The 15,435-nt window shown below is 72.2% G+C and carries 17 protein-coding genes; 7 read left to right on the top strand and 10 right to left on the bottom strand.

Features of this window, described 5'->3' with window-relative positions:
- Window positions 1-5: 5 nt before the first annotated feature.
- Window positions 6-770, top strand: a complete 765-nt coding sequence (locus AB8A24_RS21935) for an SURF1 family protein (protein WP_328962320.1) — start codon at window positions 6-8, stop codon at window positions 768-770.
- A gap of 61 nt (window positions 771-831) precedes the next feature.
- Here AB8A24_RS21935 and AB8A24_RS21940 read toward each other — a convergent pair whose 3' ends face one another.
- The 7 genes from AB8A24_RS21940 to AB8A24_RS21970 form a co-directional block, all read right to left on the bottom strand.
- Window positions 832-1,917 (bottom strand): hypothetical protein, encoded by a 1,086-nt coding sequence (locus AB8A24_RS21940; RefSeq protein WP_369477233.1) that lies wholly within the window; start codon window positions 1,915-1,917, stop codon window positions 832-834.
- Window positions 1,914-2,681 (bottom strand): SigE family RNA polymerase sigma factor, encoded by a 768-nt coding sequence (locus AB8A24_RS21945; RefSeq protein ID WP_328962322.1) that lies wholly within the window; start codon window positions 2,679-2,681, stop codon window positions 1,914-1,916. The genes AB8A24_RS21940 and AB8A24_RS21945 overlap by 4 nt, the downstream gene beginning before the upstream one ends.
- 171 nt (window positions 2,682-2,852) lie before the next feature.
- The gene (locus tag AB8A24_RS21950; RefSeq protein ID WP_328962323.1) at window positions 2,853-3,926 is read right to left on the bottom strand and encodes an aspartate-semialdehyde dehydrogenase; all 1,074 of its coding nucleotides are present in this window, start codon (window positions 3,924-3,926) and stop codon (window positions 2,853-2,855) included.
- A complete protein-coding gene (locus tag AB8A24_RS21955) occupies window positions 3,923-5,197 on the bottom strand; it encodes an aspartate kinase (protein WP_030726444.1) in 1,275 nt (424 codons plus the stop codon). Before AB8A24_RS21955 ends, AB8A24_RS21950 begins: the two co-directional genes overlap by 4 nt.
- A 153-nt stretch (window positions 5,198-5,350) precedes the next feature.
- The gene (locus tag AB8A24_RS21960; protein WP_328962324.1) at window positions 5,351-5,998 is read right to left on the bottom strand and encodes a DUF5063 domain-containing protein; all 648 of its coding nucleotides are present in this window, start codon (window positions 5,996-5,998) and stop codon (window positions 5,351-5,353) included.
- A complete protein-coding gene (recR, locus tag AB8A24_RS21965; RefSeq protein WP_030010802.1) occupies window positions 5,991-6,590 on the bottom strand; it encodes a recombination mediator RecR in 600 nt (199 codons plus the stop codon). The genes AB8A24_RS21960 and recR overlap by 8 nt, the downstream gene beginning before the upstream one ends.
- Window positions 6,591-6,626: 36 nt before the next feature.
- A complete protein-coding gene (locus tag AB8A24_RS21970; protein ID WP_328965905.1) occupies window positions 6,627-6,971 on the bottom strand; it encodes a YbaB/EbfC family nucleoid-associated protein in 345 nt (114 codons plus the stop codon).
- A gap of 269 nt (window positions 6,972-7,240) precedes the next feature.
- Here AB8A24_RS21970 and AB8A24_RS21975 point away from each other — a divergent pair, with 269 nt between their 5' ends.
- A complete protein-coding gene (locus AB8A24_RS21975) occupies window positions 7,241-7,987 on the top strand; it encodes an SLATT domain-containing protein (protein WP_030726452.1) in 747 nt (248 codons plus the stop codon).
- Window positions 7,988-8,119: 132 nt separating this feature from the next.
- Here AB8A24_RS21975 and AB8A24_RS21980 read toward each other — a convergent pair whose 3' ends face one another.
- From AB8A24_RS21980 to AB8A24_RS21990, 3 genes are all read right to left on the bottom strand, one after another.
- Complete coding sequence (locus AB8A24_RS21980; protein ID WP_266382526.1) at window positions 8,120-8,770, bottom strand: hypothetical protein; 651 nt, start codon at window positions 8,768-8,770, stop codon at window positions 8,120-8,122.
- A gap of 126 nt (window positions 8,771-8,896) precedes the next feature.
- On the bottom strand, window positions 8,897-9,562 hold the full coding sequence (locus tag AB8A24_RS21985) for a GntR family transcriptional regulator (protein ID WP_266382529.1): 666 nt from the start codon (window positions 9,560-9,562) through the stop codon (window positions 8,897-8,899).
- Between the two features lie 181 nt (window positions 9,563-9,743).
- Window positions 9,744-11,105, bottom strand: a complete 1,362-nt coding sequence (locus AB8A24_RS21990; RefSeq protein WP_328962325.1) for an aspartate aminotransferase family protein — start codon at window positions 11,103-11,105, stop codon at window positions 9,744-9,746.
- Window positions 11,106-11,283: 178 nt separating this feature from the next.
- Here AB8A24_RS21990 and AB8A24_RS21995 point away from each other — a divergent pair, with 178 nt between their 5' ends.
- From AB8A24_RS21995 to AB8A24_RS22015, 5 genes are all read left to right on the top strand, one after another.
- Window positions 11,284-11,913 carry a DJ-1/PfpI family protein gene (locus AB8A24_RS21995; RefSeq protein ID WP_328962326.1) on the top strand — a complete coding sequence of 210 codons (630 nt, stop codon included), beginning with the start codon at window positions 11,284-11,286 and terminating at the stop codon, window positions 11,911-11,913.
- Window positions 11,906-12,505 carry a MarR family winged helix-turn-helix transcriptional regulator gene (locus AB8A24_RS22000; protein WP_328962327.1) on the top strand — a complete coding sequence of 200 codons (600 nt, stop codon included), beginning with the start codon at window positions 11,906-11,908 and terminating at the stop codon, window positions 12,503-12,505. The genes AB8A24_RS21995 and AB8A24_RS22000 overlap by 8 nt, the downstream gene beginning before the upstream one ends.
- Before the next feature lie 89 nt (window positions 12,506-12,594).
- On the top strand, window positions 12,595-12,984 hold the full coding sequence (locus tag AB8A24_RS22005; protein ID WP_328962328.1) for a nuclear transport factor 2 family protein: 390 nt from the start codon (window positions 12,595-12,597) through the stop codon (window positions 12,982-12,984).
- 204 nt (window positions 12,985-13,188) lie between these two features.
- The gene (locus AB8A24_RS22010; protein WP_369477238.1) at window positions 13,189-14,232 is read left to right on the top strand and encodes an alpha/beta hydrolase; all 1,044 of its coding nucleotides are present in this window, start codon (window positions 13,189-13,191) and stop codon (window positions 14,230-14,232) included.
- Window positions 14,225-15,427 carry an acyltransferase gene (locus AB8A24_RS22015; protein WP_328962330.1) on the top strand — a complete coding sequence of 401 codons (1,203 nt, stop codon included), beginning with the start codon at window positions 14,225-14,227 and terminating at the stop codon, window positions 15,425-15,427. Before AB8A24_RS22010 ends, AB8A24_RS22015 begins: the two co-directional genes overlap by 8 nt.
- Window positions 15,428-15,435 lie beyond the last annotated feature (8 nt).

Here is a 15,435-nt window from a genome sequence, read left to right on the forward strand (position 1 = left end):
GTGGGGTGCACCGGTTTCTCCTGACCCCGCGCTGGTGGGGGATCAACGTCTTCGTCGCGCTCGCCGTTCCCTTCTGCCTGTACATGGGGTCCTGGCAGCTCGGCCGGTTCGAGGACCGCGTCGACAGCCACAAGGAAGCGAACGCGCAGCAGCCCGCGGACCAGGTGGCCGCGCCTCTGGACTCGCTGCTTCCGGTGGACCAGACGACTTCCGGACGGATGGCCTCCACGGCCGGGGAGTACGCGGACCAGCTGCTGGTGCCTGAGCGGCGGCTGGACGGCGAGTCCGGGTTCTACGTGCTGACCCTGCTGAAGACCGACTCCGGCAAGGCCGTCCCGGTGGTCCGGGGCTGGCTGCCGGGGGTGGCGGATCCCGCGAAGGCGCCCGCCCCGCCGACCGGTCGGGTCGAGGTCGCCGGAGCCCTGCAGTCCGCGGAGAACTCCGGGACGAAGGGGGTCCACTCCCAGGGCGGGCTGCCGGCCGGGCAGCTCGGGGTGATCGGGGCGGCCGCGCTGGTCAACATCGTCCCGTACGACCTGTACGACGCCTGGCTGACCGTGCAGACCCCGTCGGACGGGATGACTCCGGTGCCCGCGCAGGCGCCGACCAACACCGGGCTCGACCTGAAGGCCTTCCAGAACCTCGGCTACACCGGCGAGTGGTTCGTCTTCGTCGCCTTCGTGCTCTTCATGTGGTTCCGGCTCTACCGTCGCGAGGTGGAGACCATCCGCGACGCCGAGGCCGGCCTGCTGGAGCCCGCCGCGCAGTAGCCCCGCCGTCCGGGAGGGCCCCCGGGCGCTCGCTCGGACCGGCCCCGGGGCAGGACACCCCCTAGGACAGCGGGATCGCGCCTGTCCGGTACACCGTTCCGCCGCAGGCCTCGGGGATCGTCGTCCGCGTGGTCGCGGCCCCCGACTGCGGGGTGTGCGAGACGGCCACACCGGCCGGGGCCGAGGACGCGCCCGCCTGCGGTTCGGCGCCCGTTCCGCTCCCCGTACCGCCCGTGGCACCCGCCGCGTCGCTCTGCGGGGCCTTGCCGCCCGCGTCCGGGTTCGCCGGCGCGCAGGTCTCCCCCGACGGCACCCACGCGAAGCGGACCTCGTACGCCGTGTTCGGCGGGAGCACCAGCGCCGGAGCGGCGGCCGCCGGGTCGGGCAGCAGCCCGCTCGCCGGATCCCCGGCCGTGTGGCCGACCACGGCGACCCCGGAGGCCGCGCCGGTCCCCGTTCCGGGCGCCGGGGCGGCCGTCACGGTGTCCTGGCCGCTGACGACGCAGCCCTGCGCCGAGACGTTGGTGACCCGGAAGCTGCCGTAGACCCTTCCGTCGGTCTCCGGGGCCCGGGCCGAGCCCACCACCCCGAGCTGGTCCGCGCCGCATCCGGGCACTCCCGGCGCCGCAACCGGCGGCAGCGGGCCCGAGCCGACCGCCGGGCCGCCGGTACCGGCCGGTCCGGCAGAGGTCCCGGCGCCCGACGGGCCTGCCGTCAGACCGTTCACCGGGGGGCCCGCCGTGGCGCTCGGCTGCCCGGTGCCCCCGCCCGCGGACGGCATCTCGCCGAAGGAGTGGGTCGACCTCGGCAGGGATCCGAAGCCGTTCTGGTGCGGGTCGGAGGGCAGTGCGGCGTGCTGGTCGCCCGTGGCCGAGCCGTGCCCGGCCATCGCCGGGTGGTCGGTGGCCGCCCCGTCGGCGGCGGACAGGTGCAGTGCGGTCGGGATCGTCGTCCCGGCGAGCAGCACGGCCGCGGCGGCGCCGACGAGGGCGGCCCGACGGTTGCGGGTCCGGCGCGCGGGGACGGCGTCCCGTAGTCGCTCCAGCGCGTTCGCGGAGGGCTGCAGGCCCTCGACGGCCCCGCGCAGGAGGATGCGCAGCTCTTCTTCCCCGCTCACCCCGCCCGGCGGGGTGTGGTCGTCCGTCATGACTGCGCAGCCTCCATCGCCACCCTCAGCGCGGCAATGCCCCGCGATCCGTACGCCTTCACCGAGCCGAGCGATATGCCGAGCGTCTCGGCGACCTGGGACTCCGTCATGTCCGCGAAGTAGCGCAGCACCAGTACCTCGCGCTGCCTGCGCTGCAGTCCACGCATCGCCTTGATCAGATCGTCCCGCTCCAGCTGGTCGTACGCGCCCTCTTCGGCGCTGGCCATGTCCGGCATCGGCTTCGAGAGCAGCTTGAGGCCGAGGATGCGGCGACGCAGGGCGGACCGCGAGAGGTTCACGACGGTCTGGCGCAGGTACGCCAGCGTCTTCTCCCGGTCGCGGACCCGGTTCCGGGCGGAGTGCACCCGGATGAAGGCCTCTTGGACCACGTCCTCGCAGGAGGCGGTGTCGTCGAGGAGCAGCGCGGCCAGGCCCAGGAGCGAGCGGTAGTGCGCCTGATAGGTCGCGGTGAGGTGGTCGACGGTGGTGCCGGCCACCACCTCGGCGGGAACAGCCGTCTCAGCCGTCTCCGCCTTCTCCGCCTCGCTGTTGCCGCTCCCGTCCGTCTCAGCGCTGTCGCGCGGCGCGGGCACGAGGCCGCCCCGGATCGTCACGGCCGTGCGTACGGGCGCCTCTGTCGGCCCCACCGGCGGGACGGGCACGATCACGGGAAAACCGCCGCCGGGCGCACGGAGACCCCGGCGCGACGGGATGATCCCGATCTGCGCCGGACGGACGGCCGGTTCGAGCAGTGTGTCTGCCACGCCGGTTGGACACGCGTCCCCCCATCAGGGTTGTACGCGCGAGGCATCCTCACCAGCAAAATCCCTCTTGCCCTCATGCGTACCCGCTCTTCCCGATTGCCCCGTCTTTATCGAGACGGCAGTCGGGCCATCACCTTGATCAAGGGATCAGCACCGATCCTACAAAGCGAATTACGCAAATTCACCTGCGATCAGTTCCGCGATCTGTGCGGCATTCAGCGCTGCGCCCTTGCGGAGATTGTCCGCGCACACGAAGAACTCCAGGGCGTAAGGATCGTCGAGCGAGACCCGCACCCGGCCCACCCAGGCGGGATCCGTCCCGGCGGCGTCCACGGGGGTGGGGAACTCCCCGGCCGCGGGGTCGTCCACGAGGACCACGCCGGGCGCGGCCTCCAGGATCTCCCGGGCGTGCGCGGCCTCCACCTCGCGCTCGAACCGGGCCCGCACGGTCAGCGAATGCCCGGTCAGCACCGGCACCTGGACGCAGGTCACCGACACCGGGAGCTGCTCCAGCTGCAGGATCCGGCGCGTCTCCCCGCGTACCGCCAGCTCGTGCGAGGACCAGCCGTCCGCGCGCAACTCACCGGACCAGGGCACGACGTTGAGGGCGAGCGGGGCCGCGAAGGGGCCGGTGTCCTCGCCGACGGCGCGTCGTACGTCCCCGGGCTGCTCGCCCAGGGAGGTCCCGGCGACCAGCGACTGCTGGCGGCGCAGCGTCTCGGAACCGGCCCGCCCGGCGGCGCTCGCGGCCTGGTACGAGGAGACGACCAGGTCGCGCAGGGCGTACTCGGAGTGCAGCGCGCCCAGGGCCGCGATCATGGTGGCGGTCACGCAATCCGGGCCGGCGACGATCCCGCGCGGCCGGATCCGTACGGCGTGCCCGTTGACCTCGGGGACCACCAGCGGGACCTCGAGGTCCTCCCGGAAGGCGGCGGACAGGTCGATGACGACCGTGCCGCGCGCGGTGACGACGGGGGCCCACCGGGCCGAGATGTCGGCCGGGGTGAGGAAGAGGGCGATGTCGCCCGGTCCGAGGCCGTCGAAGGCGTCCTCGGTGAGGGCGATCACCTCGGTCTCCTCCGCGCGGACGACCAGCATGCGGCCGGCCGAGCGCGCGGAGGCGATCAGGCGGATCTCGCCCCAGACGTCCGCCCGCAGGGACAGCATCTGGAGCAGGACCGAACCGACTGCTCCGGTCGCCCCGACCACGGCGAGTGCCGGGCCGGAGGACCGGGTTCGGGTCATCGTCCGGTGCCTCCGTAGACGACGGCTTCGGCACTGTCGGAGTCGAGGCCGAAGGCCGTGTGCACGGCGCGGACGGCCTCGTTGACGTCGTCCTGGCGGGTGACGACCGAGATGCGGATCTCGGAGGTCGAGATCAGCTCGATGTTCACGCCCGCGTCGGACAGCGCCTGGAAGAAGGAGGCGGTGACGCCCGGGTTGGTCTTCATGCCCGCGCCGACCAGGGAGATCTTGCCGATCTGGTCGTCGTAGCGCAGGGAGTCGAAGCCGATCGCGCCCTTCGCCTTCTCCAGCGCCTCGATGGCCTTGTGGCCCTCGGTCTTGGGGAGGGTGAAGGAGATGTCCGTGAGGCCCGTGGAGGCCGCGGACACGTTCTGCACGATCATGTCGATGTTGATCTCGGCGTCCGCGATGGCACGGAAGATCGCCGCGGCCTCGCCCGGCTTGTCCGGGACACCGACGACCGTGATCTTGGCTTCGGAGACGTCGTGCGCGACTCCGGAGATGATGGCGTGCTCCACCTGCGCGTCCCCTTGCGGATTCTCGTTGCTGACCCAGGTGCCCGGCAGTCCGGAGAAGGACGAGCGGACGTGGATCGGGATGTTGTAGCGGCGCGCGTACTCGACGCAGCGGTGCAGCAGCACCTTGGAACCGGAGGCCGCGAGCTCCAGCATGTCCTCGGAGGAGATCCAGTCGATCTTCTTGGCCTTCTTCACGACGCGGGGGTCCGCGGTGAAGACGCCGTCGACGTCGGTGTAGATCTCGCAGACCTCGGCGTCCAGCGCCGCGGCGAGCGCGACGGCCGTGGTGTCCGAGCCGCCCCGACCGAGGGTGGTGATGTCCTTGGAGTCCGCGGACACACCCTGGAAGCCGGCGACGATGGCGATGTTGCCCTCGTCCAGCGCGGTGCGGATACGGCCCGGCGTGACATCGATGATGCGCGCTTTGTTGTGGACCGAGTCGGTGATCACGCCTGCCTGGCTGCCGGTGAACGACTGGGCCTCGTGGCCCAGGTTTTTGATCGCCATGGCCAGCAGGGCCATGGAGATCCGCTCTCCGGCGGTCAGCAGCATGTCGAACTCACGCCCGGCAGGCATCGGAGATACCTGCTCGGCGAGATCGATCAGCTCGTCCGTCGTGTCGCCCATCGCGGAAACCACGACGACCACCTGGTGGCCGTTCTTCTTGGCATCCACGATCCGCTTGGCAACACGCTTGATGCCCTCGGCATCGGCTACGGAGGAGCCTCCGTACTTCTGCACGACAAGGCCCACGTGCGCTCCTCGCTCAATCCGTCTCATTGCTGGTGCAGTGTAACGAGCGACCGGGATCCGACCGCCTCGTACCACATCATGAGACGAGAAGATCAGAGAATGAGTTCCCTGTCCGGCCGCCGCGTTCGATCACGTGCTCACGCGTTCACGTGCTCAGGTACGGCCGAGTCCGCCGAGTTCCTCGGCCATCACCTGTCCGGCCTGTTCCGCGAGGTCGTCCTCGGCCAGGTCCTCGTCCGTGTCCAGGCCGTCCAGGGCGGCGAGGGGCTGGTCGAGGCGGACGTGGGCGATCAGCGACTGCAGGGCGCGCAGCGTCGCCGAGGCCGTCGGACCCCAGTTGGTGAAGTACGAGAACTGCCACCACCACAGCGCCTCGGTGACCCGACCGGCCTGGTGGTGGATGAGTCCGTGCCGCAGGTCGGCGACCACGTCGGCGAGGTCGTCCGAGATCCGGTGGGCGACCGGGGTCTTGCGCGGCTCGTACGGGTCGAAGACCTCGGAGTAGACGTCGACCGGCTCCAGCATGACCGCGAAGCGCTCGCGCAGGTCGTCCACGTCCGGCTCCGGGCCCAGGTCGGGCTCGTAGCGCTCGTCCGGCAGTACGTCCTGGTACGCGCCCAGCCGGCCGCCCGCCAGCAGCAGCTGGGACACCTCCAGGAGGAGGAAGGGCACCGCGCTGTCCGGGTCCTCGCCCTTGGCCACCTCGGTGACCGCGACGATGAAGGACTCGATCTGGTCCGAGATCGAGGCGGCGAAGTCGTCCGGATCCTGTCCCAGGGCGTGCAGCGTTGCGTCAGACATCGAGAAGTCGCCTTCCTTCAAAGGCCCGCCCGAGCGTGACCTCGTCCGCGTACTCCAGATCTCCCCCGACGGGGAGCCCGCTGGCCAGGCGGGTGACCTTCAGGCCCATGGGCTTGATCATGCGGGCGAGGTAGGTGGCGGTGGCCTCGCCCTCCAGGTTCGGGTCGGTGGCCAGGATCAGCTCGGTCACCTCACCGTCCGCCAGGCGAGCCAGCAGCTCGCGGATGCGCAGGTCGTCCGGGCCGACGCCCTCGATCGGGCTGATCGCGCCGCCGAGGACGTGGTACTTCCCCCGGAACTCGCGCGTCCGCTCGATGGCGACGACGTCCTTCGGCTCCTCCACGACACAGATGACCGTGGTGTCCCGGCGCGGGTCGCGGCAAATGCCGCACCGCTCCTCCTGCGCCACGTTCCCGCACACCGCGCAGAACCGGACCTTGTCCTTGACCTCCAGCAGCGCGTGCGCGAGGCGGCGGACGTCGGTGGGCTCGGCCTGCAGGATGTGGAAGGCGATCCGCTGCGCGCTCTTGGGCCCGACGCCGGGCAGCCTGCCCAGTTCGTCGATCAGGTCCTGAACCACGCCTTCGTACAACGGACTGCCTTCTTTCGTCGGGTAGGGGTAGGGGGGCTAGAACGGGAGGCCGGGGATACCGCTGCCGCCGCCCAGGCCCTGGGCCAGCGGGCCCAGCTTCTGCTGCTGGAGCGCCTGCGCATTCTCGTTGGCCGCCTGCACCGCGGCGACCACCAGGTCGGCGAGCGTCTCCGTGTCCTCGGGGTCCACGGCCTTCGGGTCGATCGCCAGGGCGCGCAGCTCGCCGGATCCGGTGACGGTCGCCTTCACCAGACCGCCGCCGGCCTGGCCCTCGACCTCGGTCCGGGCGAGCTCCTCCTGCGCGGCCGCGAGATCCTGCTGCATCTTCTGGGCCTGCTGGAGCAGCTGCTGCATGTTGGGCTGGCCACCACCGGGAATCACAGGGCACTCACTCCATACGTCGTACGTCGAGACCTTCGGAACGCTGGTCAATCCGAGCCTACGTGCTCCCCGGGCGCCGCGCCCTACGCCGTGAGGACCAACTCTTTCGAGTGAGAGACGGGGCGTACGCGTACCTGCTGGAGACCTCCTTGCGGGCGGAATTCCCGGGAATCGTCGCCCATCGCCCGTCATTCGAAGGTAGGAAGAGCATGCGCATCATTGCGCACACGCGCACCACCACACGTCAGCGCAGGCAGAGGGAGTGCCGGGTGAGCCAGCCGGAGATGCAGCCCGAGGGGCCACCCCGGGATCCCCGGGAGGAAGGCGGCGGACCGATGGCGGCGGGCGATCTGACCGGCCGGCCGTTCCCCCTCGGTGACTGGGGCGAGCCCGCCGAGCGGCTCGACGAGCTCTACCGGCGGGTCGAGGCCGATGCGCTGCGCACCGCCGAGTGGTACCTGTCCGACCGGGCGTGGAAGCGGCGCGGTGCGCGCGTGCTGCGCGCCGGGGCGGCCGTGGGTGCCGTCACGGGCGCCTCGATGCCGCTGCTGGAACTGACGGGCTCGATCCCGGGCGCCTCCACGTACGGCTACCTCGCGCTGCTGCTGGGCGCGGCCGCGCTGGCGTGCGACCGGTTCTTCGGGCTGACGTCCGGGTGGATGCGGGACGTGGCCACGGCCCAGGCGGTGCAGCGCCGGCTCCAGACCCTCCAGTTCGACTGGGCCTCGGAGAACGTGCGCGAGGTGCTCGGCCCCACCGAGGGCACCGCCAGCGAGGCCGCGGAGCGGTGCCTGACCGTGCTGCGCCGCTTCTCCGAGGACATCACCGAGCTGGTGCGCTCGGAGACGGCGGACTGGATGGTGGAGTTCCGGGCCGGGCCCGCGCCGCTGGTGATGCAGTCGCTGGGGGCCTCCGGGGGGCGCCCGGACGCGAACATCCCGCCCGCCCGCTTCCCGCTGCCGCCGGGCACCAGACCGAACATGCCCCGGCAGCGGCCGCCGGAGCAGCCGCGCTGAGACGAGCGGGGCAGCCGCGCCGAGACGGGCGGGCAGCCTCGATGAGACGGGCGGAGCAGCCGCGCCAAGACGGGCGGGGCCGGGATTCCGCGCAGCGGACCCGTACCCCGCCCCCCGGAGGCGGTCGCCGCCTCAGCTGAAGATGATCATCGAACCCTGGCCGAGGCTCCGCGTCGAGGCCGCGTGCAGTCCCAGCCACACGTGCCGTTCCCGGGCGAAGGGGCTGTCGTCGTACGGGATCGGCCCCGCCGGCTCCTCCAGCAGCGTCGGCCGCCCCGGCGGCGCCGGTGCGGCGGGCGGGTTCCCCGGGTCTATCCCGATGGCGGGGGCCACGAACAGCAGCTCCCGCAGCAGCCCCTGTACGGACCCCAGCGGCCCGCCCCCGGCCAGCAGCTCCTCGTTCGCCAGCGGAGCCGCGAAGTCCACCGGGACATAGGCCCCGGCGTGGTCGTAGTGCCAGACCAGGTGCGACTGCTGGGCCGTGGGCTCGAACATCTCCAGCAGCTGCTCGTAGTCCCCGCCCAGCTCGTCCACCGGGGTCACGGGCAGCCCGCAGAGTTGGAGCATGTACGCCCGCCTCAGGAAATGCAGGGCGTCGTAGTCGAAGCCGGCGACCGGGGCGACGTCCCCGCTCAGGCCCGGCATGTAGGCGAACACGGGCACGGACGGCAGTCCGGCCGCGCCCAGCGCCCTGTCGTACGAGGCGATCTCTTCCGCGAAGGGGTTGTCGGGGCTGTGGCACAGCACGTCGACAAGGGGGACCAGCCACAGGTCACAGGCCACTCGGCCTCCGATCAGTCGATGCCGCCGATCCGGTCAGCGTAGTGGGCCGGACACCCTCCGCGAAGGGGTGCGCAGAACCTCGGGCCCCATCGGGCCCCATCAGGCGCCGGCGAGCCCCGTCGGGCCTCAGAGCCGGGCGGCCCAGGCCAGCGCGTGCTCGTTGTAGCCCCGCACGATGCCGCGCACCGCGTCGGCGTCGGCGAGCGTCACCGCGTCCACCAGCTCGCTGTGGCCGTCCCACAGCGCCGCCCGCAGTTGCGGCTCGCGCTGGAGGTGGGGGACGGCGAAGACCCAGCACTGCACGCGGATGCGGTGCAGGAACTCGGAGATGTAGGTGTTGGCGACCAGCCCGCTCAGCTCACGCCAGAAGCGCAGGTCGTAGCCGATCAGCACTTCGAGCGAGCCGCTCTGCGCGGCCCGGCGGGCCTCCTCGCCCCGGCGGCGCACCGACACCAGCAGCTCGCCGGAGCCGGGGGCGGTGCCGCGCTCGGCGAGGCGGCGGAAGATCCCGTCCACGACGAGCGAGCGGGCCTCGATCATGCCTCGGAAGTCGTCCACGGAGAAGATCCGCACGCGGAAGCCGCGGTGTTGGACCAGTTCGAGCAGCCCTTGGGCGGAGAGGTCCACGAGCGCCTCGCGCACCGGGGTGGCGGAGACCTCGTACTGCTCGGCGATCTGCTTGACGGTGAACTCGGTCCCCGGAGGCAGGCGTCCCGCGAGCACCTCGTCACGCAGCGCGTCCGCGATCTGCTGGCGAAGTGTGTTGCGGGTGACAGCTCCGCTGCCTGGCATAGGGGTCCGTCTCCTGTCGTAGAGCTTCGGACACCATAGGCCAGACAACGCGGCTGAAAACCGATCGGTAGCTAACCGATATCCGACATCCGTACCCGCCGTGCGGGGCGGATGCCGGATGCCGGACATGGGTGCGTATGCGGGTGCCGGTGCACGTGCGAGTGCGGTGGCCGGTGCGGGCCTAGCCGGCCGTGGTGTGGCGGTCGGCGACCGTCAGCGCCTCGTCCAGCAGGGCCAGGCCCTCCTTGGCCTCCGCCTCCGTGACGTTGCAGGGCGGGACCACGTGGGTCCGGTTCATGTTCACGAAGGGCCACAGGCCCGACGCCTTGCAGGCCGCCGCGAACTCGGCCATCGGCGCGTTGTCCGCGCCCGCCGCGTTGTACGGCACGAGCGGCTCGCGCGTCTCCTTGTCCCGGACGAGTTCCAGGGCCCAGAAGGCACCCAGCCCGCGGACCTCGCCGACCGAGGGGTGGCGCTCGGCGATCTCGGCGAGCGCCGGGCCGATCACGTTCTCGCCGAGGTGGGCGGCGTGCTCGACGATGCCCTCCTCCTCCATCGTGGTGATGGTCGCGACGGCGGCGGCGCAGGCCAGGGGGTGGCCGGAGTACGTCAGGCCGCCCGGGTAGGGGCGGGTGGCGAAGGTCTCGGCGATGGCGGCCGAGATGGCCACGCCGCCGAGCGGGACGTAGCCGCTGTTGACGCCCTTGGCGAAGGTGATCAGGTCGGGGGTGACGTCCCAGTGGTCGGCGGCGAACCACTTGCCGGTGCGGCCGAAGCCCGACATGACCTCGTCCAGGACGAAGACGATGCCGTGGCGGTCGCAGAGCTCGCGCACACCCGCGAGGTAGCCGGGGGGCGGGGTCATGATGCCAGCGGTGCCGGGCACGCTCTCCAGGATGATCGCCGCGATGGTCTGCGGCCCCTCGAAGGCGATGGTGTCGGCGAGGTGGGCGAGGGCGCGGGCGCACTCCTCCGCCTCGGTGGTGGCGTGGAAGGCGGAGCGGTAGAGGTACGGGCCCCAGAAGTGCACGACGCCGGCGGCGGCCGTGTCGGAGGGCCAGCGGCGCGGGTCGCCGGTCAGGTTGATCGCGGCGGCAGTGGCCCCGTGGTAGGAGCGGTAGGTGGAGAGCACCTTGGCGCGGCCGGTGTGCAGCCGGGCCATGCGGACGGCGTTCTCGACGGCCTCGGCGCCGCCGTTGGTGAAGAAGATCTTGTCCAGGTCGCCCGGGGTCCGCTCGGCGATGAGGCGTGCGGCCTCGGAGCGGACGTCGACGGCGAAGCCGGGCGCGAGGGTGCAGAGCCGGGCGGCCTGCTCCTGGATCGCGGCGACGACCTTGGGGTGCTGGTGGCCGATGTTGGTGTTGACCAGCTGGGAGGAGAAGTCGAGGAACCGGTTGCCTTCGTAGTCCCAGAAGTACGACCCCTCGGCCCCGGCGACGGCGAGGGGGTCGATCAGGGCCTGGGCGGACCAGGAGTGGAAGACGTGCTTCCGATCTGCGTCCTTCACGGTGGCAAGGGTGTGCGAGGCGACATGAGGGGTCATGTCGTCACGCTAGAAGTGCGCAGGTCGGGCGGGATATCGGCGGACTGTATGGGGGTGGGGGGCCGCTCTCGGCAGTCTGTCTGCGCAGGGCCTGGAGCCCGTCACGGGATTGACAGCATCCTGTCGTTATGACAGCCTATTGTCATAGAGCACGAACCCACGCCGGAGGCGAAGCACCATGAGCGAGACCCCGCGCAAGCCCGTCCACCTCGCGGTCTACGACACGTACGCGGACTGGGAGACCGGCCACACCACCGCGCACCTCACCCAGCGCGGCCACACCGTGCGCACGGTCGGCCCGAGCGCCACGCAGCCGGTCACCACCATGGGCGGCGTCCGCATCCAGCCTGACCTGGCCCTGGCCGACCTGCGACCGGAGGACTCCTCGCTGTTGATCCTCACGGGCGCGTCGCTGTGGGACACGGGCGACGAGCTGACGCCGTTCGCGGCCAAGGCGAGGGAGTTCCTGGCCGCCGGGGTGCCGGTCGCGGCGATCTGCGGGGCCACCGCCGGCCTCGCCCGCGAGGGCCTGCTGGATGGCCGGACCCACACCAGCGGCGCCTCCTTCTACCTGGCGGAGCAGCCCGGCTACGGGGGCGCCGAGAGCTACGTCGAGGCCGACGCGGTGACCGACGGCGACCTGATCACGGCGGGGCCGACGGAGCCGGTGGCCTTCGCCCGCGAGGTCTTCGCCCGGCTGGACGTCTACAAGCCGGACGTACTGGACGCCTGGTACGGGCTCTTCCACGACTCGGACCCGGCCGCGTACCCGGTCCTGATGGCGGCATCGGCGGCCGGCGATGCGTGAGGCGACGCACGAGCCGCTGCCGGTCGGTGGCGGTACGGACCTCGACCACCTCGGGGGTGTCGGGGCCGGGGGCATCGAGGCCGGGGACTTCGGGGCCGGGGACTTCGGGGACGCCCGTACCCAGCAGGACCTGCTGAGCCGTACCGCGCTCGGGGTGTTCCGGCTGAACGGCCAATTCCTCGCCATCTCGGAAGAGCTGGCCAAGCCGGCCGGGCTGACGGCCGCCTGGTGGCAGGTACTGGGCGCGGTGCTGCGGGAGCCGCTGCCCGTCGCGGGCATCGCCCGGAGCATGGGCATCACCCGGCAGAGCGTGCAGCGCATCGCGGACCTGCTGGTCGCCAAGGGCCTGGCCGAATACGCCCCGAACCCCGCCCACCGGCGGGCGAAGCTGCTGCGGCCCACGGAGGAGGGGCGGGGCGCGGTGGACCGGATCGGCCCGGGCCACGCGGCGCTGGCGGCCCGCCTCACCGCGGAGCTGGGCGATGCCGCCTTCACGGAGACGGTTCGCGCCCTGGAACGGCTGGCCACGGCACTGGACGCACTGGAATCCGCGGCGCCGTCCGCCACCGTTCCGGCGCCCGCGCCGGAGTGATCACCGCTCGCCGCGAGCGATTGTGTCGAAGTCAATAAGCCTGCAAGCAAAGCTTGTTACGTATAACGGGCTGTCGGACACTGCGGCACATGGAGCCGTTGAGGGTAGTGGCACAACTGTGGGAGCGAATCGAGGCACGCGACTGGGACGGCGTGGCCGAGCTCATTGCCGAGGACGCGGTCATCGAATGGCCCGTGAGCGGTGAGCGCATCGTGGGGCGCGCCAACTTCGTAGCCGTGAACAGCGACGACGGCTACGCGGACGAGAGATCCGTGGAACTGCTGCGGATCCTGGCCGACGGGAACCTCGTGGTCACCGAAGTGGAGATACCGCAGGACCACGTCGTCTACCGGGCCGTCTCCCTCTGGACCGTGCGGGACGGGGAGATCGTGGGGGCGAGGGAGTACTGGACCAGCCCCGGCCAGGACCCGGCACCCCGCTGGCGGGCGGGCTACGTCGAACCCCTGGTGGCGGACTGAGCCGCGCGCTCACCGCTCTTCCCGGCGCGACCGGGGCCCTGGCGCTCAGCCGGCGTGGCCTGCCTCGCAGGTATCCCCTGTCATACCTGAGAGCTACGCGCGAACACGGCTCCATGGCGTGACGCCGACCACGGGACCGGATTTCTAACTTCGGTAGCAGAGAAGAGCGTTCACGGCTCTTCCGGCGACCGGAGGAAGAGAGCCATGGCAACGGGGACGGGGACAGGGACGCAGACGGGGACGCGTACCGGGAGCACGGAGGAGACCCGCCCGGCGGGCACGGCGCTCGCCACGGGGAGGGTGGGGTCCGGAGGCGGCCGGCTGCGCCGCGGCCTGCTGGCCGCTCTGGTCGCCGCGGCCGTGGTGGTCCCCGTCTCTGCCGCGGCGTCCCCGAACGTCCCGGCCCCCGCGCCCGCCACGTTCTCCGAGGACGCCACGCCCCGGAGCCGGTACGCCGCCAACAGCGCCAATCTCGCCGAGGCGGCGCGCACGGCCGAGGACGCCGACCGCCCCGGCCGGGCGGCCAGGCTGCGCGCGATGAGTGCGGCCGGAGCGGCCCGGTTCCTCACCTTCGACGGCCGCGGCAAAGGCCGCGCCGTCGAGGTCTTCGGCGAGTTGGAGAGCGCCGACCGGGTCGCCGTTCTGGTGCCCGGGTCCGACACCACGCTGGACACCTACGAGCGGTTCCGTGCCGGAGCCGTCTCCCTCCAGCAGCGCCTGCAGGCCGAACATCCACGCTCCGCGGTGGTCGCCTGGCTCGGGTACGACACCCCCGGCACGGTGAGCACCACCGTCCTGAGCGCCGACCGGGCCGACGATGCCGCTGCCGAACTGGCGCCCTTCCTGGACCGGTTGCGCGACATATCGGGGCCCGGTGCCCGGCTCTCCCTGCTGTGCCACTCCTACGGCTCCGTGGTCTGCGCCCGGACCGCCACCGGGTCCGCGGTCAGTGATGTGGTGTTGTTCGGCAGCCCGGGCACGGGGGCCGGATCGGCCCGGGAGCTGCCGACCGCGGCCCGGGTCTGGGCCGGCCGGGGCAGCGAGGACTGGATCGGCAACGTCCCGCACGTCCGGCTCGGCGGCATCGGTTTCGGCACCGACCCGGTCGACCCCGCCTTCGGGGCCCGAGGCTTCGACGCCGGCGCCGCCGGGCACAGCGACTACCTCAAGCCGGGCACCGAGTCCCTCGACAGCCTGGCCGCCATCGTCCTGGGCGGCGCCCCCGCATCGGAGGCCGACCATGGTTGAGTTCCGCGCCCGCTGGTCCACCCTCGCGGCGGGCATCGACGCGGCCACCCCGGCCGACCGTGACCGCGCCGTGGACGCGCTGCGGGCCTTCGCGATCCTCGGCGTGGTCCTCGGCCACTGGCTGATCACCGCGCTGACCGCACGCGACGGCGGTCTGAGCACCACCAGCCCGTTGGCGCACATGCCGTGGCTGGCCCCGGTGTCCTGGGTGTTCCAGACGCTGTCCGTCTTCTTCCTGGTCGGCGGCCATGTCGCCGCCCGCGGGTACGCGTCGGCGCGCGAACGCGGCCTCTCGTACGGAGCCTGGGCCGGGCAGCGGCTGGGCCGGCTGTTCCGTCCGGTCGCCGCGGTACTGCTCCTCTGGGCGGTCGTGGCGGGCGGGATGCTGATCGGCGGGGCGGAGCTCGACACCGTCCGCTCGCTGGTCAAGCTGGTGCTGTCGCCGCTGTGGTTCCTGCTCGTGTTCGCCGCGCTCACCGCCGCGACCCCGCTCGTGGCCCGGATCGGCCCGCTGTGGCCGCTGGCCGTCGTCGCTGCCGTCGACGTGTGGCGCTTCGGGCTGCAGGGCCCCGAGTGGATCGGCTGGATCAATGTGGCGGCGGGCTGGCTCGTCCCCTTCACCCTCGGTGCCGCCTGGTCCCGCGGGGCCTTCGCCCGGCGTGGCCAGGCGCTGCTCCTGCTCGGCGCGGGCGTCGTGGCCACGGCCGCGCTGATCCTCTGGGGCGGGTACCCGGCGTCGATGGTGGGTGTCCCCGGTGCCGCCGTATCGAACCTGAACCCGCCGACGCTGGCCGCGGCGACGTTCGGACTGGCCCAGTGCGGGCTCGCCCTGCTGGTGCGCGAGCCACTGGCCCGGGCCATGCGGCGACCGAGGGCCTGGGCGAAGGTGGCCCTGGTGAACCTCTCCGCGATGACCGTCTTCCTGTGGCACCAGACCGCCATGATGGCCGTCACCGCCCTCGGGCTGCTGGTCTCCGCCGACCTGCCCGGGCTGCACACGGTGCCCGACTCGGTGGGCTGGATAGCGGCCCGGCTGCTGTGGCTGCCGGTGTTCGCCGCCGCGCTGTCGCTCTGCTGGGCCGCGTTCCGTATCCACGAGCAGACCCCCCGCCGTGCGAAGCCGTCCCGCGCCGCCCGTACCTCAGCGGTCCCCCGCCCCAGGATGGACCCAGCCAGGGAGATCACCCATGTCTAGGGCCCGCC

This window comes from Streptomyces sp. BF23-19, assembly GCF_041106355.1.
Taxonomy (GTDB): Bacteria; Actinomycetota; Actinomycetes; order Streptomycetales; family Streptomycetaceae; genus Streptomyces; species Streptomyces virginiae_A.

What these genes read in the sequence shown, in the direction of transcription:
- AB8A24_RS21940 (WP_369477233.1), bottom strand. Translation starts at nt 1,917, where the DNA reads ATGACGGACGACCACACCCCGCCGGGCGGGGTGAGCGGGGAAGAAGAG.
- AB8A24_RS21950 (WP_328962323.1), bottom strand. Translation starts at nt 3,926, where the DNA reads ATGACCCGAACCCGGTCCTCCGGCCCGGCACTCGCCGTGGTCGGGGCG.
- AB8A24_RS21960 (WP_328962324.1), bottom strand. Translation starts at nt 5,998, where the DNA reads ATGTCTGACGCAACGCTGCACGCCCTGGGACAGGATCCGGACGACTTC.
- AB8A24_RS21985 (WP_266382529.1), bottom strand. Translation starts at nt 9,562, where the DNA reads ATGCCAGGCAGCGGAGCTGTCACCCGCAACACACTTCGCCAGCAGATC.
- AB8A24_RS21990 (WP_328962325.1), bottom strand. Translation starts at nt 11,105, where the DNA reads ATGACCCCTCATGTCGCCTCGCACACCCTTGCCACCGTGAAGGACGCA.
- AB8A24_RS21995 (WP_328962326.1), top strand. Translation starts at nt 11,284, where the DNA reads ATGAGCGAGACCCCGCGCAAGCCCGTCCACCTCGCGGTCTACGACACG.
- AB8A24_RS22000 (WP_328962327.1), top strand. Translation starts at nt 11,906, where the DNA reads ATGCGTGAGGCGACGCACGAGCCGCTGCCGGTCGGTGGCGGTACGGAC.
- AB8A24_RS22005 (WP_328962328.1), top strand. Translation starts at nt 12,595, where the DNA reads ATGGAGCCGTTGAGGGTAGTGGCACAACTGTGGGAGCGAATCGAGGCA.
- AB8A24_RS22010 (WP_369477238.1), top strand. Translation starts at nt 13,189, where the DNA reads ATGGCAACGGGGACGGGGACAGGGACGCAGACGGGGACGCGTACCGGG.
- AB8A24_RS22015 (WP_328962330.1), top strand. Translation starts at nt 14,225, where the DNA reads ATGGTTGAGTTCCGCGCCCGCTGGTCCACCCTCGCGGCGGGCATCGAC.